Genomic DNA, 23310 nt, shown 5'->3' on the forward strand with positions numbered 1-23310 from the left:
TTATGCGGCCAACTTGGCGCGTTCTTCCAGTGCCCGGAGAGGAGGCGCAGCGCTTGTCACGCCCATTTCTTCCAGAGATTCTTTTGCGGCGATCACAACTTTACGCATGACATCTTCGTCCATCTGACCGATGCAACCAACGCGGAAACTGTCGACGACAGTAAGTTTGCCCGGATAGATAATGAACCCTTTTTCCTTCATCCGGTTATAGAACTGATCGAAGACGAATTTCTCATCAGCCGGGCAGAAGAAGGTAACGATGATGGGGCTCAGCCAACGATTATCCAGCAGTGTTTCGAAACCCAGTTCACGCATGCCCGCGACCATGACGTCCCGGTTGCGGGTATAGCGGGCACCGCGACCTGCAACACCTCCTTCGGCAGTGTGCGCCCGAAGCGCCTCGATGAAGGCAGCGACCACATGCGTCGGTGGGGTAAACCGCCACTGGCCCGTTTTATTCATATGCGACCACTGCGCATACACATCCAGAGACAGCGAATGACTGTTGCCTTTTGCGGCTTCAAGCTCGGTCTTGCGGGCCACAATGAACCCAAAACCCGGAACGCCCTCGATGCATTTGTTCGCCGAAGACACCATGGCCTCGTAACGGATTTCAGTGGGTTTGAGCTCAATCGCTCCAAATGCGGACATCGAGTCGATCAAAAGCTTGCGCCCGGCGGCATATGTGACTTCCGATATCTCTTCGACCGGGTTCAGGATACCCGAGCTGGTTTCGCAGTGAATGGCGACGACGTGCGTGATGTCCGGGTCATCCGCAAGAATGCGCGCCACTTCGTCACCCCTCGGCGGCAGGTAATCGCCCTTGTCCAACACGACATGATCACGACCCAGGTACTGCAACGTCTGTGCCGAACGCTGCCCGTAGGCACCATTTGCCAATACCAGCGCTTTTCCGTCCCGCGGAATAAAGGATGCCAGCATCGCTTCGACAGAAAACGATCCGCTGCCTTGCATCGGCACGCAATCAAACTCGTCGGCACCCTCGCCAAGCAGGTTCAGCAGGCTTGACCGCACCTCTCGCGTCATGGCGCGGAAATCATCGTCCCAGCTACCCCAATCGCGCAGCATGGCCTCTTTGACCGCATAGGAGGTTGTCAAAGGACCGGGGGTCAAAAGGTAGGGTTCGCCGAGGCGCGGTTGCTCTAATTTTGGTTTGGATGGCGTCATTACCAGGCTCCAGAACAGCGTTTTCAGGAACACAATTGCAGCAACGCTTGCTATATGTGAAATTGCAATTATCAATCTAATCATAGGCGCAGCCTATGCATTCATCTTCAGGGAACTGTAATGCGACACAGCCAGTTGAAAGCCTTTCATTACGTGGCCAAACATGGGGGATTTTCCCGTGCGGCAGAGGCTTTGTATCTGACCCAGCCAGCGATTTCAGAGCAGGTCCGAAAACTGGAACAGGATCACGACCTGTTGTTGTTCCAGCGTGAACGAAAACGCGTGAACCTAACGCCCGAAGGCGAACAGCTTTACCGATTCACCAAACAGTATTTCGAGATCGAAGATCAGATTGAGGATTACCTCTCTGAAACCAAAGCCGCGATCGATGGAGAATTAAGGATCATTGCCGATTCAGCGCATCACATGACATCTTTTCTGGCGCCGTTCCAAAAGAAATACCCTAAAATCACGATCACTGTGCGATCCGGCAACACCGAAGAAATCCTGGAAGAGCTTCGGTCTTACAATGCAGAGATCGGTGTTGTTGGCAGCCTGTCTCCTGGCAAGGACATGGACGTATTGAATTTGGGGTCCACTGAAATCGTGGCCTTTGCTGGCCAGGGCGTGCTTTTGGCATCAAAACCCACCCTGACCCTGAAGGAGCTGGCCGAGTTGCCCCTGATTTTCAGAGAGCACGGGTCAAAAACACGCGAGAAACTGGAAGAAGCAGCCGAGAAACAAGGTATCAGGTTAAACCCGGCGATTGTAGCTGAAGGCCGAGAAGCCGTTCGCGAACTTGTTGCCTCGGGTGCAGGTATCGGTTTTGTATCTCAGGCGGAATATGGGCACGATGATCGACTGCGGCAAATCAAATTGAAGGGTGTGAATTTGCAAATGGGTGAAAGCATGATCTCACTTTCCCAGCGTCGCGATGTCAAGATCATACGGGCGTTTATGGACTTTGCGGAGCGGGTTCTTGGGGAGAAGGAAACCGCCGGAGATATGTGACCGGCGGGTTCTTGAGTTTTTTTGTGGATTACCTGCTGCGCCAGGCCTGTGTGCGGGCCAGGATGCCTTTTGATGCCATCAGGTGGAAGATCCGGGCGGCGGCGTTGGTGTAGAAGATCATCATGCCCATTGCGGCTGCGGGTGCGATGTCCCCGGCATCATCCATGTTCAGCACCGCGATGGACGCGAGTGTGGTTTTGGGTGAATAGAGGAACACAACCGCCGACACGGTCGTCATTGCGTTGACGAACAGATAGATCGAGATATCCAGCACCGCAGGCAGGCAGACCGGCACCGTCACGCGGGCAAACAGCTTCATTGTTGGCTGTTTGAGAGAGGCTGACACCGACTCGAACTCTTTATCCATCTGCTTGAGAGCGGTGACCGCCGTCAGGTGCGATACGGTATAGAAATGCGTCACCGTGCAAACCACCAGGATTGCCATGGTGCCGTAGATCGCATTGAACGGATTGGACGGGTTGTTGAAGAAGAAGATATAGGACAGCCCCAGAACCATGCCCGGGATGGCCATCGGCAGCATGGCGAACATCTGAAAGATCGACCGTCCGGTTTTGAAGCCGTTCGATTTTTCCACCAGATACGCCCCGAAGAAGACAACCGTCGTGCCGATCACCGCCGTCAGGAAGGCCAGTTTGATCGAGTTGAAATACGACCCCAGCCGCCGCCATCCATCTTGTCGAACTGGTAGTTCTTGAGGCTCAGGCTCAGATCGTAGGGCCAGAACTTGATCAGCGCCGCAAACTGACACACGGCCAGAAGACCAATGATGAACAGGCCGACCAAGCTGCAGTAGATCAGGAATATGCGATCAGCCTTTGGGTTTGGTGTTGCCTGATATGGAACCGAGCGCGCAGAAAGCAGCGCCACCTGCTTGGACTGAACCATCCGGTCGATGGCAAAAGCCAGAATTGCGGGGATGACCAGAACCACCGAGACCACGGCGCCCATCTCAAAGTTCTGCTGGCCGATCACCTGTTTGTAGATATCCACGGCAAGCACGTTGAACTGGCCGCCGATCACCTTTGGCAGGCCGAAATCGGTGATCACCAGATTGAACACGACAAAGGCTGCGGAAATCAGGCCATAGCGCGCCGGGTATGGTAACGGTCCAGAATGTCCGCCAGGGGGTAGAGCGCAAGCTGACAGCGGCCTCGTACAACCGCGCATCCGATATCGCGAGCGCAGTCGATATGATCAGGAACGCGTGTGGAAAGGTAAAGAAGACCGATCCGATCACGATGCCTATGGGGCCGTAGATACTGGCACCGAACAACAACTCCTTGATCATCCCCTGATTGCCGAACAGGTAGACCAGCGCGATGCCCGGCAGCAGCGAGGGAACCAGAATCGGCGCCATCGCGATCAGGCGAAAGACCCCCTTGAACCGCATGCAGCTTCGGTTCAGCGCATAGGCAAACCAGAACGCCAGCGTCACCGTAACGATTGTGCTGACAACCGAAATCCAAAGGGAATTCTTGATCGAGTTGAACAGGGCTGGTGTCGAGAAGTAGTTGATGAAGTTGCCCAGACCCCGCGCTTGAACCGGCCGCATCTGCACCCGGCGGAACGTGTTGGAATCAAGCTCGACCCAATCGGTGCCTTCGTTCAAAGTCGACCCGACCAGAAAGCGCCCGGCCTCCGTCGTGTTCCGCATCTGGTACATGACCGGGCTGCGAAAGCTGAAATCCGGAAAGAACCCGGTCACCGGCAAACGCCCGTCCGAGCCGGTTGTCAGATCGGTGTCGGAATACACCCCCAATTGCCTGTTCAGTTCGTCAGCCGTCAGGATCGTTCCGTCGAACACACCCGCTTCATCACTGACCTGAAACTCATACTGGGACAGCTCGACCCGGTAGGTCGAGAAGGACTTGGAAAGCATCGTGTAAAGCGGCAGTGCCAGTGTCACGATCAGATAGAGCGCGATCACCATCATGCTTCCGCGCATCAGGATGTCATCGCGGCTGAGCCTGGGCCTGATATCCGGCCCGACAGGCAATGTGTCCTGATTGGTCGACATCGTGCTCATGCCGCAGCCTCCGGAAGGTCAAACGCCATCAGGCGGTTCTCGGGAAGCTCAATCACCATGCTGCACCCCTCTTCCAGCTCAAGACGACGCACGGCGTTGATCGAAAAATCCGCGATCAGTTCCGAAGATCCGAACCGCTCGTTGTTCAGGCGGCAGCGCCAGAACGAGCCCAGAAACTCCATTTCATCGAGCGTGACCTCGATGCAGTTCCGATTGCCGCCCGTGTCAAGATAACCAGCTTCATGAGGGATGATGTCTTCGGGACGAATGGCCGCAATGACAGGGGTTCCATCATTGAACGTGTGGCTGAGGCAGGCAAAGGTCTTTTCCCCGACGCTCAACCGCCCGCCTTTCGTAACCTGAGACTGGATCTGGTTCATTTCACCGATAAAGTCAGCCACGAACAGGTTGGCCGGTTCGCGGTAGATCTCCGTGGGCGATCCAACTTGTTCGATCACCCCGTGGTTCATCACCACGATGCGGTCGGCCATGGCCAGCGCTTCTTCCTGATCGTGCGTCACCATCACGGTGGTCACACCCAGCTTGCGCTGCAATTCCTTGATCTCATGCCGCAGGTGAACGCGCACCTTGGCGTCCAGCGCCGACAGGGGTTCGTCCAGCAGCAGCAGACCGGGATTGGTTGCAATGGCGCGGGCCAGCGCAATCCTCTGCTGCTGGCCACCGGACAATTGCGCCGGGTATTTCCTGCCCTGATCCGGCAGACCAACAAGGTTCAGCAGCTCGCTCACCCGAACCGCGATATCCGACTTGCTGCGGCCCGTGTTTTCAAGGCCAAATGCGATGTTCTTTTCGATCGTCAGGTTCGGGAACAGCGCATAGGACTGGAACACAATCCCGAAATCGCGCTCGGACGGGGGCAGGTTGGAGACGTCCTTGCCATCCTGCATAACCGTACCCTTGGTCTGCAGATCCAGCCCTGCAATCGCCCGCAACAAGGTGGTCTTGCCGCAGCCGGACGGGCCGAGGAAACAAATGAATTCACCTTCTTTGATTTCAAGAGAGATGTCCTTGAGTGCCAGAAAGCTGCCGAACGCTTTCCACAAATTCTGGATGCTGAGATACAGTTCACCGGGTGGTGTTTTCTGAAGCACGGGAGAGGTCCTCACATCTGCACCTCGGGCACGACCGATCCTGGCCGGTGCGCGCCGGGTGAGTTGGTTGTGTTGGTGGGAACAAGAGAGTGGCGGGCAGGAGAGGCACAAAAGCCCCTCCTGCCAATGGAATTACTTCGCTTCAGACTTTCCGTCATAGCGAGACTGCCATTCCTTCAGGATTGCCGCGCGATTGTTGGCGGCATATTCGAAATCATTGTTGATCATCGCATCCAGAAGACCCTCTGGGAAGTGTTCAACCGGTTTTGCAACGCCGGGATACGCCACGACCGCATAGCCGGTATTGTACATCTCGTTGGCCTCTTTGGTGACGGTGAAGTCCACCAGCTTCTGCGCGGCTTCCAGATTTGCAGTGCCGGCCACAATCGCGGTTGCTTCCATGTCCCAGCCGACGCCTTCCGAAGGCACAATGATTTCCAGCGGTGCGCCATCAGCTTTGGATTTCGCCCCACGGAACGCAAAAGAAATACCAATCGGGATCTCGCCCGCCGCCGCCAGTTTGCAAGGTTTCGAGCCGGAATGGGTGTAGCGCGCAATATTCTCGTGCAGCGCATCCATGTATTCCCAGCCACCTTCTTCGCCAAACATTTGAAGCCAGCTGGACACATCAAGGAACCCCGTGCCAGAGGAATTCGGGTTCGGCATGATAACCTGATCCTTGTACATCGGATCAGTCAGGTCCTTCCACGAGGTCGGCGGCTTCAGCCCGGCCTTTTCCGCCTCAACCGTGTTGTAGCAAATCGAGGCAACCCAGGCGTCCATGCCAACCCAGGCAGGCGGGTTGTCACCATCGACGAATTTCGCATCCAGCTTGTCTACGCCAGCCGGCGCATAAGGCTCCAGCATCCCTTCGGATTTCAACAGCAGCAGAGAGGTCGCAGCCAACCCCCAGACCACATCCGCCTGTGGGTTGTCCCGTTCAGCCAGCAGTTTCGCGGTGATGATCCCCGTCGAGTCCCGGACCCAGTTGATCTTGATATCCGGATTGCTCTGATTGAACGTCTCCGCATACCGCGCAAGATCCTCAGCCTCAACAGCAGTGTATACTGTCAATTCCGTTTCCGATGCCGCAGCCGTCGCCGTCAGTAAACCGAACGCCAAAACCGCATAAATTGATCTCTTCTGTTTCATGGTTGTCCTCTGTTGGTGAATTGTTTGACAGGTTCGCCATTCTTGCGCGGCGTTAAATTCACATTTGAGCATTCGCATCTTGACAGATTAATATGCCAAGAAAAATCGATTATACCTTCAAAGTCATAAGCCTGACCTATGGATAAACTTACTTATGAGATTCGAAATGATCAGACGAAGCTTCGTGTGGGAAGCTGGCCAGAATAGCGAACAGACGGGGAAAACCTAACGGTTCCTTTCCTTCAGTAAAAACGCCCCAGTTCCCTGATCCTTTGCGGATAATCATCTGGAAAACGCCAGATGATCTCTCCGGGTGCGCGCACCAGACCGCGCGCGGCGGGGTCTTTGTTGGTCAGCAATGATAGGAAAAGATCGCTGCTGGCCCATGGTGAAGACCGGAAATACCAATGTCCGTTGCCAATGCCCGCCTCTTCGGCATCCGTCACGTCGATGACATGCAGCCTTGGCGTCCGGGCCAGTTCCGCTTGCACCGCAGGCACTGCTTCGCCGGGGGGCGAGGTCTCTCCGACGCGCTTGCGGCCAAAAACGAGCCTAGACATCGCCAGGGCGGAATCCGTTTGCGACTGATAGATCGTCAGGTCCGTAACCGCATCGAGTAGACCGTCCTCGATAGCATGAATGAAATAAGCACGGTCTAGATCGCTGCCGATCAGGATGAGTTTGCCCAACCGCGCGTTTCCATCGGCCCCCAACGCGATTTGATAGGCGGCGTCAAAGGCCAGCCTTGTCCCGGCGCTGTAGCCGATCAGGTGGATGCGACGGGCATTGGTATGGGTCGAGAGAAAGGCAATCAACTCGCGCAGATAACGTCGCGAGGCCAGCGCCGATTCCTGATCACGGAAATAGGCCAGCGTATTTGGGGTTGCTGTCCAGTTGTAACTGATGAAAGCGCCCTGATAGCCCAGAAAATGCTGAAACTGGCTTGAGACTAGGGTGGAATAGTCGAAGTCCACATTATAGCCGTGGATGTAGATGAAAATGTCCTTGTTGGCCGATTGCGCCAATTGCGCATTGATTTGTGACGCAAAACGGCGACCGGCGGCTTCAACTTCGACACGGCTGGGTGGGGTATCCATGTATTTGATTGCGCTGAACGGCAAGATACCGGTCTCGGCCACGCCCACCACACGCAGCCTATAGTCCTGATCCCGCGCCGCGGCGAGTGTTATGCGCCGTGCATTTTCCCAGCTTTCAAGCGGCGGGTCCGACGCAACCTGCGCGACACCCGCCCGCAGCACTTGCCCCCGTGCGTTATTGTAGCTTTTCTGTGGGTCGTCCGGTCCTGCGGGCTGGCGGTCTGTTGCGTAAAACAGTCGCGCCCGCGACTCGAAATTGCCCTCGGTCACATCCTCGAATGGATCAAGCGTGCCATCAGCAAAGACCGTTGGCGAAGGCATAATGTCAATTTCATTGTAGGTTTTCGCTGCACACCCAGTCAGGGCGACACAGATCAATAGCCACCAAAACCTACGCATCAGACCCTTAACGCTCCGTCATATTCCGGCCGCTTTGTGAATTTGCGGCACAAGATTTCACACATTTCTTTTGCAAATAGTCCGACATTGGCAATCGTTTATTGCCACGCGCGACCATAAGTATCAGCCGCAAATTGGGTGCGGTTTCGATGCCCGGCGCCCGCACCGGGCACGACCTCGATGGGTCTAGTCTGCCAAAACCGGGTCAGATCCTGCGCGTTGCTGGGTTCGGTAGAGAGAGGGCGAAACGCCTGTCCAGCGGTTGAAGGCGCGTCGGAAGCTGCGGGGATCTTTATAGCCAAGCGTACTGGCGATCTGGTCAATAGACCTGTCGGTCTGGGTCAGCAAATGCTGTGCCTTGCTTTTTGCAAAGCGGGTTTGGACGGCGTTGAAGGACGTGCCTTCCTGACGCAGCGCGCGCTGCAGGGTTCGCGGCCCTATTGCAAGATGGCTTGCCACGGTATCCTCTGACATATCCGCGTTTGCGACAGTGATCTGCAATATCTGTTCCACTGCATCCCCAATGGTCTGCACAGGATTAACGCCCATCAACGCCGCCAGATCATCAAGATCAATGTTCGCGTCTAGACTGCGGGGCGAAGGGTTGCGCGTTTGCAAATCGCCCAGTCGGATGGCAATACCGGGCGGGCTGTCCCGAAGACGCACGGGGGCGCCAATCATCTCTTCTATTTGCGGGACATCGACTCGCGCCTCATGTGGCAGTTCAATCCAGTCCGGGTGCCAGCCTTCGCCCAGAAAGTGGCGGATAACGGTAGCGAGGACAAACACCGAGCCTTCGTCCAGATGTTTGTGACCCATGACCGTCAGCCCGACTGCACTGCGCCCGACCACGACATGGGTCTCGGTCTGACGAAATACGATCTCTGAACCTGGGTGTATCAGCAAGAACGCCCGTGCCCCGCGCGCCAGCGCGGTAGCCAGGTCAGGCGCGCTCAGCACAAAATTTGAATACGCTCCGTAACGCGCGTAATCGAATTTGCGGCCAATCCGGGCACCAAGAAGCCTGTCGCCCATCGCACGGGCCACCGTTTCAACCAGAATGCCCTCTGATGCGTAGGGTGCAAAACCCGCTTTCAGCGATAGAACAGAACGGTCCAGGCCGACCGCTTGAAGGGCGTCCGCAACGGTGCTCGCTCCGGCGAAATCTTCAAGCAGTTCCACGACATGGGCCAACTCGCGAATTGTAACCATGTTTCGACGCATTGGGTTAGTTTGTCGGGAATTGTCCGGTGACACAACCCGTCAAGGCGCTGCACAATCGCCCTGCGACAACGGGTTACACCGCCGTTCCCTCAACCCGTCATCACCGACGAAACCTGTGATTTCTTAAGGGACATGTTCGTGAGTAAGTCTTTCCCCCTCTCTCTCAGTCAATCGCTGACGTTGCTGGCCACGATCTGGGCTCAGGCGGCGTATGCGCAGGATATGGACACAACCGTCGACAGTTTAAGTGACAGCCGCGAGATCCCGGTTACCATCGACAATTTCATCCGCGCCGCGACTGATCTTGAGCTGGGCAAATATGTGTCACTGGCCGGAGGAGTGAACAGGTTCTTTCACTTTCGCGAACCGACCCCGGTAGATGATCAACCAACTATCCGGATGAACCGCGACACGCTGTACAGCACCGCTGTTATCGACATCAGCGAAGGCGCAACCCTGACGCTGCCAAATGCAGATGGCCGCTATATGACCGCAATGGTTCTCAATCAGGATCATTACATCGAAGAGGTGTTTCACGGTGGTGGCACCTATGCGCTGGATGTCGAGACTTTTGGCACGCCCTATGTTGTCGTCTTCATGCGCGTGTTGGTCGATGCCGCCGATCCTTCGGATGTGGCCACCGTCAACGCGTTGCAGGACCAGATGCTGGTCGAGGCCGGGTCGGCCCGTCCGTTCATCCTTCCCAATTATGACGAAGCCAGTTTTGAGGGGCTGTTACAGAGCATTCTGGCCCTCGGCCCCTATGTGCCGGACAGTTCCCATATGTTCGGCGCGCGTGATCAGGTTCAGGCGGTCCGGCATCTGATCGGCACCGCCGGCGGTTGGGGTGGGTTGCCCGAGCATGAGGCCTATTACGTCAGTGTAGAACCAAATCTGCCAGTGGCCGAGTATCGCATCGATGTTCCCGCCGAGGTGCCGGTCGGGGCGTTCTGGTCTGTCAGCCTTTATAACGCCAGGGGCTTTTTCCAGCCCAACGCGCAAGGTGCCTATAACGTCAATTCAGTGACAGGTGCGCGCAATGGTGATGGATCAATGACCATTCACCTGAGCGGGTGTATGGATGGGCGGGTCAACTGCCTGCCGATCATGGAGGGCTGGAACTATACCGTGCGGATGTATCAGCCCGGGCCCGAGGTTCTCGATGGGACGTGGAGCTTCCCCCCAGTTCGCCTTTTGAATTAACGGAAAGGATTTCTCATGCGACGTCTTCTTTTTGCCCTTGCGCTGTGTGTGCCCTCGATTGCCGCGTCAGAGGAGGTGCGCATCCACAACCTTGTGCGGGCGGAATCTGACACGATGATCCGGGCAAATCTTGCCGCCAATGGGGTGGGCGTGGGCGAAATCGTTCACGAGCGTACGCTGGTTTCGGCGGATGCTCCGCAGCCGATCATCCGCGCAAATCAGGACACGCTTTATTCCGCCGTGATCCTCGACCTGTCCCAGCCGGTCCAGATCACTTTGCCCGACGGCGATGGCCGTTTTCAGTCGATGCTGGCTATCAGCCAGGATCACTACGCCTTTGTCGAGGCGACGCCGGGCACCTATGACCTGACCGAGGACAATGTCGGCACGCGCTTTGCCTTTGTCCTGTTCCGTACATTCGCCGATGCCACGGATGCCGAAGATCTGGCCAGAGCGCATGCGGCGCAGGACGGGATCGAGCTCAGCGGCGGTGGCAACGGCCCGTTCGAAGCGCCGGACTGGGATATGGAAAGCCTGGCCGAGGCGCGCAAGGCGGTGAACGATCTGGCAAGCGCGGTCGGCTTTGATGCGGCCAATGCCTTTGGCCGCAAGGACGAGGTCGACCCGATCGATCACCTGGTCGGCGCCATCGCTGGTTGGGCAGGGCAACCGGCGACCACAGCCTCGGCCGTGATCGCCAGTGTCGATGCAAATGATGGCGAGACGCCCCATGCAATCACGGTCAACGACGTCCCGGTCGACGCGTTTTGGTCGATCACCGTTTACAATGCCAACGGCTATCTTGAGCCGAACGAGCTTGGCCGCAACAGTTACAACAACGTTTCTGCCAAGCCCAACGAGGACGGGTCATACACTATCCACTTCGGTGCATGTGACGATGGCCGGATTAACTGTATCCCGACCCCGCCAAACTGGAATTACACCGTCCGCCTGTACCAGCCGCGCGCCGAAATTCTGGATGGAAGCTGGACCTTTCCATCGGCTGAACGGATCAACTGAACCGATAAGGAGACCGAGATATGCAGTTTTCGACAAAGTCACAGGCCACCGCACTCGCCCTGCTGATGGCCGCAATCCTGGCCTTGCCGCTGCCAGCCGAGGCCCAGTCGCAACGAACGAAGAACACGGTTGGCGGTGCCGTCGTGGGGGCTGGGGTGGGGTACCTCGTATCCGGCAGTGACGGCGCAAAAGCCGGAGCCGTCGTCGGTGCCATCGCAGGCTATCGTAAAAAGCGTTAAGGCCACGCTGCACGTGCCGCACGCTATTGAAGAAATGAGGTAGATCACATGAAACGAGTTCCCCTAACGGCAATTTTCGGGATGTGCATTACAGCGCTGGCGAGCACTGCCACTGCCGATGCGGAGATGGACGAAATCATCGCCGCAGCTGCACCGTTCATGCATCTTAGCTGCGCCAGTGTTCTTGCAGAGCACGAGGATGACCCCGATCAGGTAAGCCAGATCGTGCGTCTCATGGCGATGGTGTCGCTCTACAACCGTCAGATCGATGTCGTGGCTACCGTCCCGGAAGAATATCTGGGCGACCTCAAGATCGAGTTCGTCGAAGAGCTTGAAGACGCCTGCGACAACGACGGTGGCAGGTTGCTGGCCGGGGCAGTGGACGATGCTGTGAGGGAAACCTTTGAAGAGTTCGAATAATCCGCTGCATTAACAATCGGCCGCCGATTGCGGCGGCCGGCTTCTTGATAGGTCTTTTGCAAAATGAAACGGCGCACGGGCGCAAAGGACCATGCCAAGCCCGCTGTGCAATGGGTAAGATGCACATCAAGGTGAAGGGCATTTGTGACAAAGCACGATTGTCTCCAGCCGTGAAGAGATTCGCAACGCAGCTGTGACGCTCTTGGCTGTCCAGCTCAAACCGCACTATCCTGTGTTTCAGAAGAAAGCTTGCTTGTTGTTTTCTCACCCTGGCCTTGCCCAACTCTGGGGTCGAAGCCTCTGGGAAACATGGCGTGATTCAGTGGGATTTCGATTGGGTGAAACTCATTCAGGGCATTACCTTTGTCCCAAAGTAGAAGCAGCTCGCAATTGTGTGGCTTTTTGTTGGTTTTTCTTGACCAGCTAATCAATTTGATACATTTTTCACGACAAAGACCTAAATGGAGCACAAATTAACACGAATTTAGACCGTTTTGTTTGTTCACCGCGATCCTTGGGAAAGAGGTTTCACTTCGGTCCAAGGATGGTTTCAAAGCGGCGGCAATGCTAAACTGGAATTCCTGTGCGGGCTGGTTTTGGCAACCTGATATGGAAAGGTATAGCCCCGACACTTCGCATGTGAACAGCGCATCTTGAGGGTCCAAATCTTTCGAACCACCGGGCACTGGATGCAAATGACCCAAAGCGCCTCGCAAATGAAGGCGCCCAAAAACGAAGATCAACCAACAGAGGACAACCATGAAACAGAAGAGATCAATTTATGCGGTTTTGGCGTTCGGTTTACTGACGGCGACGGCTGCGGCATCGGAAACGGAATTGACAGTATACACTGCTGTTGAGGCTGAGGATCTTGCGCGGTATGCGGAGACGTTCAATCAGAGCAATCCGGATATCAAGATCAACTGGGTCCGGGACTCGACGGGGATCATCACCGCGAAACTGCTGGCTGAACGGGACAACCCACAGGCGGATGTGGTCTGGGGGTTGGCTGCGACCTCTCTGCTGCTGTTGAAATCCGAAGGGATGCTGGAGCCTTATGCGCCGGCTGGCGTAGACAAGCTGGATGCGAAATTCGTCGATGGTGACAACCCGCCTGCCTGGGTTGGCATGGACGCCTGGGTTGCCTCGATTTGCTACAACACGGTTGAGGCGGAAAAGGCCGGGCTGAAGCCGCCGACCTCGTGGAAGGACCTGACTGATCCGATGTACAAGGATCAGGTTATCATGCCGAACCCGAATTCCTCTGGCACGGGGTTCCTTGATGTGTCCAGCTGGCTTCAAATGTTTGGCGAAGAAGGTGGCTGGGAATACATGGATGCGCTGCACGAGAATATTGCGCGCTACACCCATTCCGGCTCGAAACCTTGCAAACTGGCGGCGGCGGGCGAGATCCCGATTGGTATTTCTTTTGCGTTCCGTGGGGCGAAATCCAAAGCTGATGGCGCACCGCTGGAAATCATTGTGCCTTCGGAAGGCGTCGGCTGGGACATGGAAGCAACCGCGATTGTGGCCGGCACTGCAAATCTGGAAGCCGCGCAGAAGCTGGTGGACTTCACCGTCACCAAAGAGGCCAACGAGATGTACAATACCGGCTATGCGGTCGTGGCGTATCCCGGCGTTGCAAAACCGGTTGAACACTTCCCAGAGGGTCTTCTGGATGCGATGATCAACAATGATTTCGAATATGCCGCCAACAATCGCGCGGCAATCCTGAAGGAATGGCAGTCTCGCTATGACGGAAAGTCTGAAGCGAAGTAATTCCATTGGCAGGAGGGGCTTTTGTGCCTCTCCTGCCCGCCACTCTCTTGTTCCCACCAACACAACCAACTCACCCGGCGCGCACCGGCCAGGATCGGTCGTGCCCGAGGTGCAGATGTGAGGACCTCTCCCGTGCTTCAGAAAACACCACCCGGTGAACTGTATCTCAGCATCCAGAATTTGTGGAAAGCGTTCGGCAGCTTTCTGGCACTCAAGGACATCTCTCTTGAAATCAAAGAAGGTGAATTCATTTGTTTCCTCGGCCCGTCCGGCTGCGGCAAGACCACCTTGTTGCGGGCGATTGCAGGGCTGGATCTGCAGACCAAGGGTACGGTTATGCAGGATGGCAAGGACGTCTCCAACCTGCCCCCGTCCGAGCGCGATTTCGGGATTGTGTTCCAGTCCTATGCGCTGTTCCCGAACCTGACGATCGAAAAGAACATCGCATTTGGCCTTGAAAACACGGGCCGCAGCAAGTCGGATATCGCGGTTCGGGTGAGCGAGCTGCTGAACCTTGTTGGTCTGCCGGATCAGGGCAGGAAATACCCGGCGCAATTGTCCGGTGGCCAGCAGCAGAGGATTGCGCTGGCCCGCGCCATTGCAACCAATCCCGGTCTGCTGCTGCTGGACGAACCCCTGTCGGCGCTGGACGCCAAGGTGCGCGTTCACCTGCGGCATGAGATCAAGGAATTGCAGCGCAAGCTGGGTGTGACCACCGTGATGGTGACGCACGATCAGGAAGAAGCGCTGGCCATGGCCGACCGCATCGTGGTGATGAACCACGGGGTGATCGAACAAGTTGGATCGCCCACGGAGATCTACCGCGAACCGGCCAACCTGTTCGTGGCTGACTTTATCGGTGAAATGAACCAGATCCAGTCTCAGGTTACGAAAGGCGGGCGGTTGAGCGTCGGGGAAAAGACCTTTGCCTGCCTCAGCCACACGTTCAATGATGGAACCCCTGTCATTGCGGCCATTCGTCCCGAAGACATCATCCCTCATGAAGCTGGTTATCTTGACACGGGCGGCAATCGGAACTGCATCGAGGTCACGCTCGATGAAATGGAGTTTCTGGGCTCGTTCTGGCGCTGCCGCCTGAACAACGAGCGGTTCGGATCTTCGGAACTGATCGCGGATTTTTCGATCAACGCCGTGCGTCGTCTTGAGCTGGAAGAGGGGTGCAGCATGGTGATTGAGCTTCCCGAGAACCGCCTGATGGCGTTTGACCTTCCGGAGGCTGCGGCATGAGCACGATGTCGACCAATCAGGACACATTGCCTGTCGGGCCGGATATCAGGCCCAGGCTCAGCCGCGATGACATCCTGATGCGCGGAAGCATGATGGTGATCGCGCTCTATCTGATCGTGACACTGGCACTGCCGCTTTACACGATGCTTTCCAAGTCCTTCTCGACCTACCGGGTCGAGCTGTCCCAGTATGAGTTTCAGGTCAGTGATGAAGCGGGTGTGTTCGACGGAACGATCCTGACGGCTGACGAACTGAACAGGCAATTGGGGGTGTATTCCGACACCGATCTGACAACCGGCTCGGACGGGCGTTTGCCGGTGACCGGGTTCTTTCCGGATTTCAGCTTTCGCAGCCCGGTCATGTACCAGATGCGGAACACGACGGAGGCCGGGCGCTTTCTGGTCGGGTCGACTTTGAACGAAGGCACCGATTGGGTCGAGCTTGATTCCAACACGTTCCGCCGGGTGCAGATGCGGCCGGTTCAAGCGCGGGGTCTGGGCAACTTCATCAACTACTTCTCGACACCAGCCCTGTTCAACTCGATCAAGAATTCCCTTTGGATTTCGGTTGTCAGCACAATCGTTACGGTGACGCTGGCGTTCTGGTTTGCCTATGCGCTGAACCGAAGCTGCATGCGGTTCAAGGGGGTCTTTCGCCTGATCGCGATGGCGCCGATTCTGGTTCCCTCGCTGCTGCCGGGCATCGCGCTGGTCTACCTGTTCGGCAATCAGGGGATGATCAAGGAGTTGTTGTTCGGTGCCAGTATCTACGGCCCCATAGGCATCGTGATCGGATCGGTCTTCTTTACCTTTCCACACGCGTTCCTGATCATATCGACTGCGCTCGCGATATCGGATGCGCGGTTGTACGAGGCCGCTGTCAGCTTGCGCTCTACCCCCTGGCGGACATTCTGGACCGTTACCATACCCGGCGCGCGCTATGGCCTGATTTCCGCAGCCTTTGTCGTGTTCAATCTGGTGATCACCGATTTCGGCCTGCCAAAGGTGATCGGCGGCCAGTTCAACGTGCTTGCCGTGGATATCTACAAACAGGTGATCGGCCAGCAGAACTTTGAGATGGGCGCCGTGGTCTCGGTGGTTCTGGTCATCCCCGCAATTCTGGCTTTTGCCATCGACCGGATGGTTCAGTCCAAGCAGGTGGCGCTGCTTTCTGCGCGCTCGGTTCCATATCAGGCAACACCAAACCCAAAGGCTGATCGCATATTCCTGATCTACTGCAGCTTGGTCGGCCTGTTCATCATTGGTCTTCTGGCCGTGTGTCAGTTTGCGGCGCTGATCAAGTTCTGGCCCTACGATCTGAGCCTGAGCCTCAAGAACTACCAGTTCGACAAGATGGATGGCGGCGGCTGGGGGTCGTATTTCAACTCGATCAAACTGGCCTTCCTGACGGCGGTGATCGGCACGACGGTTGTCTTCTTCGGGGCGTATCTGGTGGAAAAATCGAACGGCTTCAAAACCGGACGGTCGATCTTTCAGATGTTCGCCATGCTGCCGATGGCCATCCCGGGCATGGTTCTGGGGCTGTCCTATATCTTCTTCTTCAACAACCCGTCCAATCCGTTCAATGCGATCTACGGCACCATGGCAATCCTGGTGGTTTGCACGGTGACGCATTTCTATACCGTATCGCACCTGACGGCGGTCACCGCTCTCAAGCAGATGGATAAAGAGTTCGAGTCGGTGTCAGCCTCTCTCAAACAGCCAACAATGAAGCTGTTTGCCCGCGTGACGGTGCCGGTCTGCCTGCCTGCGGTGCTGGATATCTCGATCTATCTGTTCGTCAACGCAATGACGACCGTGTCGGCGGTTGTGTTCCTCTATTCACCCAAAACCACACTCGCGTCCATCGCGGTGCTGAACATGGATGATGCCGGGGACATCGCACCCGCAGCCGCAATGGGCATGATGATCTTCTACACCAACGCCGCCGCCCGGATCTTCCACCTGATGGCATCAAAAGGCATCCTGGCCCGCACACAGGCCTGGCGCAGCAGGTAATCCACAAAAAAACTCAAGAACCCGCCGGTCACATATCTCCGGCGGTTTCCTTCTCCCCAAGAACCCGCTCCGCAAAGTCCATAAACGCCCGTATGATCTTGACATCGCGACGCTGGGACGATGTGCTCTCAGTAGTCAATCTTTCTTTTGCAATGAAACAGGTGGAGCATCGGAGGGTTCCTTCACACCGGCTTGCCCGAAATATCACGTGACCTGATCTGCCCTGATGAGACAGAGCGCCTAGTCCGACCCTGCGATAACTACTTCGATATCATTTTTATCGAGCATGTCCTGGATATTGGCAGGAGGACGGCGGTCGGTAAAAAACACATCAATTCCGGCCATGTTGTGAAGAGATATCGGAGCCCGCTTGTTGAATTTTCCGCTGTCGGCAACGACGATGCGCACTTGCGCATTTTCAGCCGCAGCACGTGCGATATTGGCTTCTTCGAGATCATGCAGCATAAAGCCCAAATCTCCATTCACGGCTCCAACCGAAAACACTGCCAACTGTACGTTGAAACGCTTCACAAGATCCAATGCCTCTGCACCGAAAGCACCCCCATCATGGGCGCGCAATTCTCCACCGGCCAGAAACACCCGGTTGTTGTTGTGCTTTGACAACGTGTAAGCGACGAAAACCGAATTGGTAACCACAAACAGGTCTTTATGTTTCCGCAACGCAAGCGCGACGTAGGCGGTTGTCGAACCGATATCCAGAAATAAGGAGTCCCCGTCGCTAATTGTATTTGCGACTGCCCGGGCTATTGCTTCTTTCGCATGCGCTTGCGTTCCCAAGCGGTTTTCAAAAGGTGGTTCAATTGCGTCTTCGCTAAGATGTACGCCGCCATGAACCTTCCTCACGATCTTGCGCTCTTCCAGTGCCTTGACGTTACGCCGGATCGTTTCATTGGAAACATTCAGTTTTTGAGCCAAGAGGCTGACCCTGCACGACCCGCCCGCATGTTGCAGCTCTCGAAGGATTTCTTCTTCGCGCTGATTTGTGGTTTTTCGTGGCTTTAACATGCGACCTCCTGAAAGGGGGATACGGCAGTCATCCCAATAAAACAATATTGCGCCCAATACGGTGCCATTCGGGGCTTTTTATGCGAATTATAACGAATTATCGTGGAGAAATGTGGTTTTTATTGACGTAGTTGTCAGATTGGCGCAGCATGGAAGTGTAATAAACGAAAAACACTCAAAAAGCCACATTCAGGGAGCACAACATGATCAGGAAATTCAATACACTACACGCAATAGCATTAGTCGCTGGCGTAACTGCTTCGGCTTCTTGGGCCGTCGAATCGACGGACCCTATCAAACTGACGCTGCATGATTGGTCAGGACAGCTGATCAACACCAAGATAATGGGAGCAATTCTTCAAGAGGCAGGGTACAACGTTGAATATGTTCAGGCGGACTATATCGCTCAGTTTGCGGGCCTGAAGACAGGTGATCTACATCTGGCAATGGAAATCTGGGAAACCACCGGGCGTGAAGCGCTGGACGAAGCCACCGCCTCTGGCAACGTGGTGAACGTTGGTGAAACCGGTCTGATGGCGATCGAAGAATGGTGGTACCCAGCTTACATGAAAGACCGCTGCCCAGGCCTGCCAAACTGGGAAGCTTTGAAAGACTGCGCAGGGGAATTTGCCACCGCTGAAACCTCGCCAAATGGGCGCTATGTCGGTGGACCTGTGACCTGGGGCGGTTTCGACGACGAGCGCGTCGAAGCATTAGAGCTAGAGTTTGAAGTTGTCCACGCAGGCACGGATGCAGCGCTTTTTGCAGAACTGGAATCTGCATATCAGCGTGAAGATCCGATCATGCTTTGGGTCTATGTTCCACACTGGGCCCCGGCCAAATATGACGGCGAATTCGTGGAGTTTCCGCCATATTCGCCCGAGTGCTACAGCGACCCGTCAGTTGGTGTGAACCCGGATTTGGCCTATGACTGCGGAAAACCGCGTGGTCCGATCTGGAAGGCTGCTTGGGCTGGTCTGCAAGAGAAGTGGCCGGGCGCGTATGACATCATCGAAGCCTATAACATCAATAACGACGAGATGAGCGCCATGGTCGGCAAAGCCGATCTGGACGGTGTGGATATTGATGCAGTTGTCGCGGATTGGATGGAGACGAACAAAGACCGTTGGTCTGGCTGGATCTCTAAATAATCTGCTTGGCCGAAGCGGTTACCCCGCTCTCCTCTACCGCTTCGGTCTTCTTCCGTTTTAGTACCGGACATCACAGATGACCCCCACAACAAAACTGTCCTGCCGAAACGTTTGGAAGCTTTACGGTTCAAACGCCGAGACCCTTCTGGCGCAAAATCCGAACCCATCGGCAGATGAAATTCGAAATGCGGGTGTTATCGGAGCGGTACGCAACGCCAATATTGAAATCGTCGAAGGTGAAATCTTCATCATCATGGGCCTGTCCGGTTCAGGCAAATCAACCCTGGTTCGTTGTCTGTCCAGGTTGATCGAACCCACGAGCGGAGAGGTTCTGTTCGACGACGCCGACCTGCTGCGCGCCGGCGAAAAAGAAATGATTGAAATTCGCCGGCACAAGATGGGCATGGTGTTTCAGCATTTTGCCCTGCTGCCGCACCTGACTGTGTTGCAGAATGTGATGTTCCCCCTGACCATTCAGGCTACGCCCAAACACGAGGCCGAAGCAAAGGCGAGAGACGTGGTGGAACTGGTCGGTCTGAAGGGGCGTGAAGACTACTATCCACGAGAGCTCTCGGGTGGTCAGCAACAGCGTGTGGGCATTGCCCGATCATTGGTGACAGAGCCCGATTTGTGGTTCCTGGACGAACCTTTTTCGGCCCTCGATCCGCTGATCCGTCGCGAAATGCAGGACGAATTTCTGCGACTACAGGAACGGTTGCATAAGACTATTGTCTTTATCACGCACGACTTTGAAGAAGCCGTTCGCTTGGCCGACCGCATCGCCATTATGAAGGATGGTGAAGTCATCCAGATTGCCACCCCAGAGGAGCTGGTGATGAATCCAGCGACAGATTATGTGGCTGAATTCACGCGGCATATTCCGCGCTCCAAGGTTTTGACGGTTGGTGGTGTAATGACGGTCGGCGCTGCGGGTAAAGGTGAGCCCATTGTGCAATCAACCCGCGTCTCGGCCGTGGCGGAACGGATCATCACCGCAGATGCACCAATTCCCGTGACAGACAGCAATGGTCTGGTTATTGGCGCCATTGATCGCAAGGCTGTGGCCTATGTGCTATTCGGTGAAGGGGACGCGGTATGAGCCGCCTGTCCCGCAGCCAGCTTGTCATTCTGCTGCTTGTCGGACTGACAATCCTGCTGGGGTATTTCGGCAGTAACCTGGGAAAAGCGCTGGATGCGCGCTGGATCACCAAATTCCCGTCGGCTTGGGTCGTCCCGTTCAAAACTTATATTTCATCTGCGATGTCCTGGTTGATCGAGGATGCAGCAATCGGCCCAGTTTCGTTCACCGACGTTACCCGCGCTGCCGCTTGGTTGATCGAACAGCCCTATGACCTTGTATTGTCCCTGCTGGCCGAAGGTTTTGTCACCGGGCAAGGCAATGATGCGCAAGTCATTCTACCTGCGATCAGCTGGATTGTAGTGATCACCGCCGTAGTAGCTTTGGGACAGTATTGCCGGGACTGGGGGCTCGCGGCATTGGTCGGCGGCTGCTTTACCTATCTGGCCGTCTTTGGCCAGTGGGACAGCGCGATGGTTACGCTTGCCTCGGTCCTGATTGCGGTGCCCATTGGCGCGGGCGGTGGGCTGTTGTTGGGGATATTGGCCTATCGCCACCTGACTTTCGACCGCATCATCTCGCCCATTCTGGACTTGATGCAGACAATCCCGATCTTCGCCTATCTGGTACCAATTCTGTTCATGTTCGGCTTTGGACCGATTTCGGCGCTGGTCGCCACGATCATCTATGCGACGCCGCCTATGGTGCGGATCACCACGCTTGCCTTGAGAGCCGTCGACCCCGAGATTTTGGACTTCGGGCGCATGGCAGGCACGACGCAAAAACAGTTGATGTGGCGCGTTTTGGTTCCTTCCGCCAGCCACAGTCTGATGGTGGGTGTCAATCAGGTGATCATGCTGACGCTGAACATGGTCATCATCGCCTCGATGATCGGGGCCGGAGGATTGGGGTTCGACGTCCTTGCCGCGCTGCGCAGACTGGATATCGGTGCAGGGTTCGAGGCCGGTATTGCCATTGTCGTTCTGGCCATTGCGGTTGATCGCCTAAGTCAGGCTTTCGCCGAGCGTATGGGGCAGGTCCATCACGAGCTCCCCGGCTCGTGGGTTACCCGCCATCGCCGGACAATTCTGGTATTGATCCTGCTAATTTTGACCTGGGTTCTGGGGCAGTTCTCACCCCTGCTGCTGGAGTATCCTGAAAGTCAAACGATAACCACTGGCGGGTTCTGGGATGACACGGTCAAATACCTGAACATCAACTATTTCGACACGTTCGAGGCGATTAAGATCTTCTTCCTGACGTGGTTCATGATCCCGATCAAAACGGTCTTGCTGGGAATTCCATGGCCTTGGGCCATTGCCATGCTGACCTTGCTGGGTTGGCATGCAGGGGGCTGGCGGCTGGCACTGCTGTGCGGAGGACTGGCGTCTCTGATCCTCATTTCAGGACTGTGGGCCAAGGCAATGGTGACAGTTTATCTCTGCGGAGCCTCTGTGTTTCTTGCGACTCTGATCGGGGTTCCGCTGGGTGTTGTGGCCGCACTTAACAAACGCGCCGGGACAGTGATCAACCTGTTTATTGATACGCTGCAGACATTACCCAGCTTTGTCTATCTGATCCCGGTAGTGATGCTGTTCCGTGTCGGCGATTTCACTGCTCTGATTGCCATAGTCCTTTACGCACTGGCCCCGGCCGTGCGTTACGCGGCCCACGGCGTGCGATCGGTCAGTGAGGAATTGATCGAGGCTGGATTGGTTTCTGGCTGCACAGGCACGCAACTCCTGCGCCATATTCGCTTGCCCATGGCCCTGCCCGAAATCCTTTTGGGTATTAACCAGACCATCATGCTGGCGCTGTCCATGCTGGTTATCACGGCCCTCGTTGGCACCCGGGATTTGGGGCAAGAGGTCTACATTGCCCTGACAAAGGCTGACACTGGCCGGGGTCTGGTGGCAGGGCTGTCCATCGCATTCATTGCCATCATCGCTGATAGGCTGATCAACGCAAGCGCTCGTCAGGCACGCATCCGCTTTGGAATGGAGAGTTGATATGACCCAATCCGATCTGATGACCCGCATTCGCAAGCTACCGATCTGGCAGGGCGAGATCAAAGCCACCCCTTTGACGGGTGGGATCACAAATGTGAACTACAAGGTTACTGACAGCAGTGGATCCTACGTGGTGCGTGTCGGTGACGACATCCCTTTGCACCAGGTGATGCGCTTTAACGAACTGGCCGCCAGTAAGGCCGCCCATGCTGCAGGTCTGTCACCCGCTGTAGTGTTTTCGTCCAACGAATTAACAGTCCTGGAATTCGTCGAAAGCCGCACTCTGACCGAAGAACACGTACGCGACCCCAGTATGCTGCCTCGAGTGCTGGAGCTCGTGAAAGCTTGCCACCTTGAGGTGCCCAAGCACCTGCGCGGCCCCTCACTGGTGTTCTGGGTCTTTCATGTCATCCGCGACTATGCCGCCACCCTCACCGATCGTGGAAGTTCGCATAAAGGCCTGATCCCTGAACTTGTGCAAATTGGAAATGATCTGGAAGCCGAGGCCGGGCCGTACGACATCGTGTTTGGCCATAACGACCTGCTTTGCGGCAACTTTCTGGACGATGGCACCCGCCTGTGGCTGATCGATTTCGACTACGCGGGCTTCAACTCGCCATTGTTTGATTTGGGTGGGCTGGCCTCGAACAACTCTCTTTCCAATGAACAAGAGGACTGGGTTCTGGAAACCTACTTTCAGGCACCCGTCACCAACCAATTGCGTCATCGCTATACGGCGATGAAATGCGCCTCGCTGCTTCGTGAAACCATGTGGAGCATGGTGTCCGAGATCACCTCGGATATCGACTTCGACTACGCAGCCTACACAAGCGAAAATCTCGCACGGTTTCGCACGGCCCTGACCGATTACAAAAACACCTGAGGACAG

At 55.9% G+C, this 23310-nt stretch carries 21 protein-coding genes; 12 read left to right on the forward strand and 9 right to left on the reverse strand.

Annotated elements, in window-relative coordinates; all coding sequences use genetic code 11:
* Complete coding sequence (locus ACR3FC_RS18720; RefSeq protein ID WP_480477699.1) at nt 1-1188, reverse strand: 2-aminoethylphosphonate--pyruvate transaminase; 1188 nt, start codon at nt 1186-1188, stop codon at nt 1-3.
* A gap of 120 nt (nt 1189-1308) precedes the next feature.
* Here ACR3FC_RS18720 and ACR3FC_RS18725 point away from each other — a divergent pair, with 120 nt between their 5' ends.
* On the forward strand, nt 1309-2199 hold the full coding sequence (locus ACR3FC_RS18725) for a LysR substrate-binding domain-containing protein (RefSeq protein ID WP_480477701.1): 891 nt from the start codon (nt 1309-1311) through the stop codon (nt 2197-2199).
* Nucleotides 2200-2227: 28 nt separating this feature from the next.
* Here the strand turns inward: ACR3FC_RS18725 and ACR3FC_RS18730 are convergent, their stop codons facing one another.
* From ACR3FC_RS18730 to ACR3FC_RS18760, 7 genes are all read right to left on the reverse strand, one after another.
* The gene (locus ACR3FC_RS18730) at nt 2228-2833 is read right to left on the reverse strand and encodes an ABC transporter permease subunit (RefSeq protein WP_480477703.1); all 606 of its coding nucleotides are present in this window, start codon (nt 2831-2833) and stop codon (nt 2228-2230) included.
* A 5-nt stretch (nt 2834-2838) separates the two neighbouring features.
* Nucleotides 2839-3210 (reverse strand): hypothetical protein, encoded by a 372-nt coding sequence (locus tag ACR3FC_RS18735; RefSeq protein ID WP_480477705.1) that lies wholly within the window; start codon nt 3208-3210, stop codon nt 2839-2841.
* A complete protein-coding gene (locus tag ACR3FC_RS18740; protein WP_480477707.1) occupies nt 3170-4246 on the reverse strand; it encodes an ABC transporter permease subunit in 1077 nt (358 codons plus the stop codon). Before ACR3FC_RS18740 ends, ACR3FC_RS18735 begins: the two co-directional genes overlap by 41 nt.
* Nucleotides 4243-5358, reverse strand: a complete 1116-nt coding sequence (locus tag ACR3FC_RS18745) for a putative 2-aminoethylphosphonate ABC transporter ATP-binding protein (RefSeq protein WP_480477709.1) — start codon at nt 5356-5358, stop codon at nt 4243-4245. The genes ACR3FC_RS18740 and ACR3FC_RS18745 overlap by 4 nt, the downstream gene beginning before the upstream one ends.
* 132 nt (nt 5359-5490) lie before the next feature.
* Nucleotides 5491-6510: a putative 2-aminoethylphosphonate ABC transporter substrate-binding protein gene (locus tag ACR3FC_RS18750; protein ID WP_480477711.1), complete on the reverse strand. Its 1020-nt coding sequence runs from the start codon at nt 6508-6510 to the stop codon at nt 5491-5493.
* Nucleotides 6511-6752: 242 nt separating this feature from the next.
* Entirely contained in the window at nt 6753-7928 is a 1176-nt protein-coding gene (locus tag ACR3FC_RS18755) for an alpha/beta hydrolase (RefSeq protein WP_480477713.1), read from the reverse strand.
* A 264-nt stretch (nt 7929-8192) separates the two neighbouring features.
* Nucleotides 8193-9218 carry a helix-turn-helix domain-containing protein gene (locus ACR3FC_RS18760; protein ID WP_480477715.1) on the reverse strand — a complete coding sequence of 342 codons (1026 nt, stop codon included), beginning with the start codon at nt 9216-9218 and terminating at the stop codon, nt 8193-8195.
* A 150-nt stretch (nt 9219-9368) separates the two neighbouring features.
* Here ACR3FC_RS18760 and ACR3FC_RS18765 point away from each other — a divergent pair, with 150 nt between their 5' ends.
* From ACR3FC_RS18765 to ACR3FC_RS18795, 7 genes are all read left to right on the forward strand, one after another.
* Nucleotides 9369-10433, forward strand: coding sequence for a DUF1214 domain-containing protein (locus ACR3FC_RS18765; RefSeq protein ID WP_480477717.1), 1065 nt, complete (start codon nt 9369-9371; stop codon nt 10431-10433).
* Nucleotides 10434-10448: 15 nt separating this feature from the next.
* A complete protein-coding gene (locus ACR3FC_RS18770; protein ID WP_480477719.1) occupies nt 10449-11453 on the forward strand; it encodes a DUF1214 domain-containing protein in 1005 nt (334 codons plus the stop codon).
* A gap of 20 nt (nt 11454-11473) precedes the next feature.
* Entirely contained in the window at nt 11474-11692 is a 219-nt protein-coding gene (locus ACR3FC_RS18775; RefSeq protein WP_480477721.1) for a glycine zipper 2TM domain-containing protein, read from the forward strand.
* A 48-nt stretch (nt 11693-11740) separates the two neighbouring features.
* Nucleotides 11741-12112 carry a hypothetical protein gene (locus tag ACR3FC_RS18780; RefSeq protein WP_480477723.1) on the forward strand — a complete coding sequence of 124 codons (372 nt, stop codon included), beginning with the start codon at nt 11741-11743 and terminating at the stop codon, nt 12110-12112.
* A 759-nt stretch (nt 12113-12871) separates the two neighbouring features.
* Nucleotides 12872-13891, forward strand: coding sequence for a putative 2-aminoethylphosphonate ABC transporter substrate-binding protein (locus tag ACR3FC_RS18785; protein WP_480477711.1), 1020 nt, complete (start codon nt 12872-12874; stop codon nt 13889-13891).
* A 132-nt stretch (nt 13892-14023) separates the two neighbouring features.
* Nucleotides 14024-15139 (forward strand): putative 2-aminoethylphosphonate ABC transporter ATP-binding protein, encoded by a 1116-nt coding sequence (locus tag ACR3FC_RS18790; RefSeq protein ID WP_480477709.1) that lies wholly within the window; start codon nt 14024-14026, stop codon nt 15137-15139.
* Nucleotides 15136-17157, forward strand: a complete 2022-nt coding sequence (locus tag ACR3FC_RS18795) for a putative 2-aminoethylphosphonate ABC transporter permease subunit (RefSeq protein ID WP_480477725.1) — start codon at nt 15136-15138, stop codon at nt 17155-17157. Before ACR3FC_RS18790 ends, ACR3FC_RS18795 begins: the two co-directional genes overlap by 4 nt.
* A 240-nt stretch (nt 17158-17397) precedes the next feature.
* On the opposite strand, the gene ACR3FC_RS18800 is transcribed toward ACR3FC_RS18795, so the two are convergent.
* The gene (locus ACR3FC_RS18800) at nt 17398-18183 is read right to left on the reverse strand and encodes a DeoR/GlpR family DNA-binding transcription regulator (protein WP_480477727.1); all 786 of its coding nucleotides are present in this window, start codon (nt 18181-18183) and stop codon (nt 17398-17400) included.
* Between the two features lie 203 nt (nt 18184-18386).
* On the opposite strand from ACR3FC_RS18800, the gene ACR3FC_RS18805 reads away from it, so the two are divergent.
* From ACR3FC_RS18805 to ACR3FC_RS18820, 4 genes are all read left to right on the forward strand, one after another.
* Complete coding sequence (locus tag ACR3FC_RS18805) at nt 18387-19334, forward strand: ABC transporter substrate-binding protein (protein ID WP_480477729.1); 948 nt, start codon at nt 18387-18389, stop codon at nt 19332-19334.
* A gap of 76 nt (nt 19335-19410) precedes the next feature.
* Nucleotides 19411-20433, forward strand: a complete 1023-nt coding sequence (locus ACR3FC_RS18810; protein WP_480477731.1) for a quaternary amine ABC transporter ATP-binding protein — start codon at nt 19411-19413, stop codon at nt 20431-20433.
* The gene (locus tag ACR3FC_RS18815) at nt 20430-22421 is read left to right on the forward strand and encodes an ABC transporter permease (RefSeq protein ID WP_480477733.1); all 1992 of its coding nucleotides are present in this window, start codon (nt 20430-20432) and stop codon (nt 22419-22421) included. The genes ACR3FC_RS18810 and ACR3FC_RS18815 overlap by 4 nt, the downstream gene beginning before the upstream one ends.
* 1 nt (nt 22422) lies before the next feature.
* Complete coding sequence (locus ACR3FC_RS18820) at nt 22423-23304, forward strand: phosphotransferase (protein ID WP_480477735.1); 882 nt, start codon at nt 22423-22425, stop codon at nt 23302-23304.
* Nucleotides 23305-23310 lie beyond the last annotated feature (6 nt).

The organism is Ruegeria sp. AF3 (assembly GCF_056536285.1).

Coding starts and splice junctions, on each gene's coding strand:
- ACR3FC_RS18720 (WP_480477699.1), bottom strand. CDS start 1,188: ATGACGCCATCCAAACCAAAATTAGAGCAACCGCGCCTCGGCGAACCC.
- ACR3FC_RS18725 (WP_480477701.1), top strand. CDS start 1,309: ATGCGACACAGCCAGTTGAAAGCCTTTCATTACGTGGCCAAACATGGG.
- ACR3FC_RS18740 (WP_480477707.1), bottom strand. CDS start 4,246: ATGAGCACGATGTCGACCAATCAGGACACATTGCCTGTCGGGCCGGAT.
- ACR3FC_RS18750 (WP_480477711.1), bottom strand. CDS start 6,510: ATGAAACAGAAGAGATCAATTTATGCGGTTTTGGCGTTCGGTTTACTG.
- ACR3FC_RS18755 (WP_480477713.1), bottom strand. CDS start 7,928: ATGCCTTCGCCAACGGTCTTTGCTGATGGCACGCTTGATCCATTCGAG.
- ACR3FC_RS18760 (WP_480477715.1), bottom strand. CDS start 9,218: ATGGTTACAATTCGCGAGTTGGCCCATGTCGTGGAACTGCTTGAAGAT.
- ACR3FC_RS18770 (WP_480477719.1), top strand. CDS start 10,449: ATGCGACGTCTTCTTTTTGCCCTTGCGCTGTGTGTGCCCTCGATTGCC.
- ACR3FC_RS18775 (WP_480477721.1), top strand. CDS start 11,474: ATGCAGTTTTCGACAAAGTCACAGGCCACCGCACTCGCCCTGCTGATG.
- ACR3FC_RS18780 (WP_480477723.1), top strand. CDS start 11,741: ATGAAACGAGTTCCCCTAACGGCAATTTTCGGGATGTGCATTACAGCG.
- ACR3FC_RS18785 (WP_480477711.1), top strand. CDS start 12,872: ATGAAACAGAAGAGATCAATTTATGCGGTTTTGGCGTTCGGTTTACTG.
- ACR3FC_RS18795 (WP_480477725.1), top strand. CDS start 15,136: ATGAGCACGATGTCGACCAATCAGGACACATTGCCTGTCGGGCCGGAT.
- ACR3FC_RS18800 (WP_480477727.1), bottom strand. CDS start 18,183: ATGTTAAAGCCACGAAAAACCACAAATCAGCGCGAAGAAGAAATCCTT.
- ACR3FC_RS18805 (WP_480477729.1), top strand. CDS start 18,387: ATGATCAGGAAATTCAATACACTACACGCAATAGCATTAGTCGCTGGC.
- ACR3FC_RS18810 (WP_480477731.1), top strand. CDS start 19,411: ATGACCCCCACAACAAAACTGTCCTGCCGAAACGTTTGGAAGCTTTAC.
- ACR3FC_RS18815 (WP_480477733.1), top strand. CDS start 20,430: ATGAGCCGCCTGTCCCGCAGCCAGCTTGTCATTCTGCTGCTTGTCGGA.
- ACR3FC_RS18820 (WP_480477735.1), top strand. CDS start 22,423: ATGACCCAATCCGATCTGATGACCCGCATTCGCAAGCTACCGATCTGG.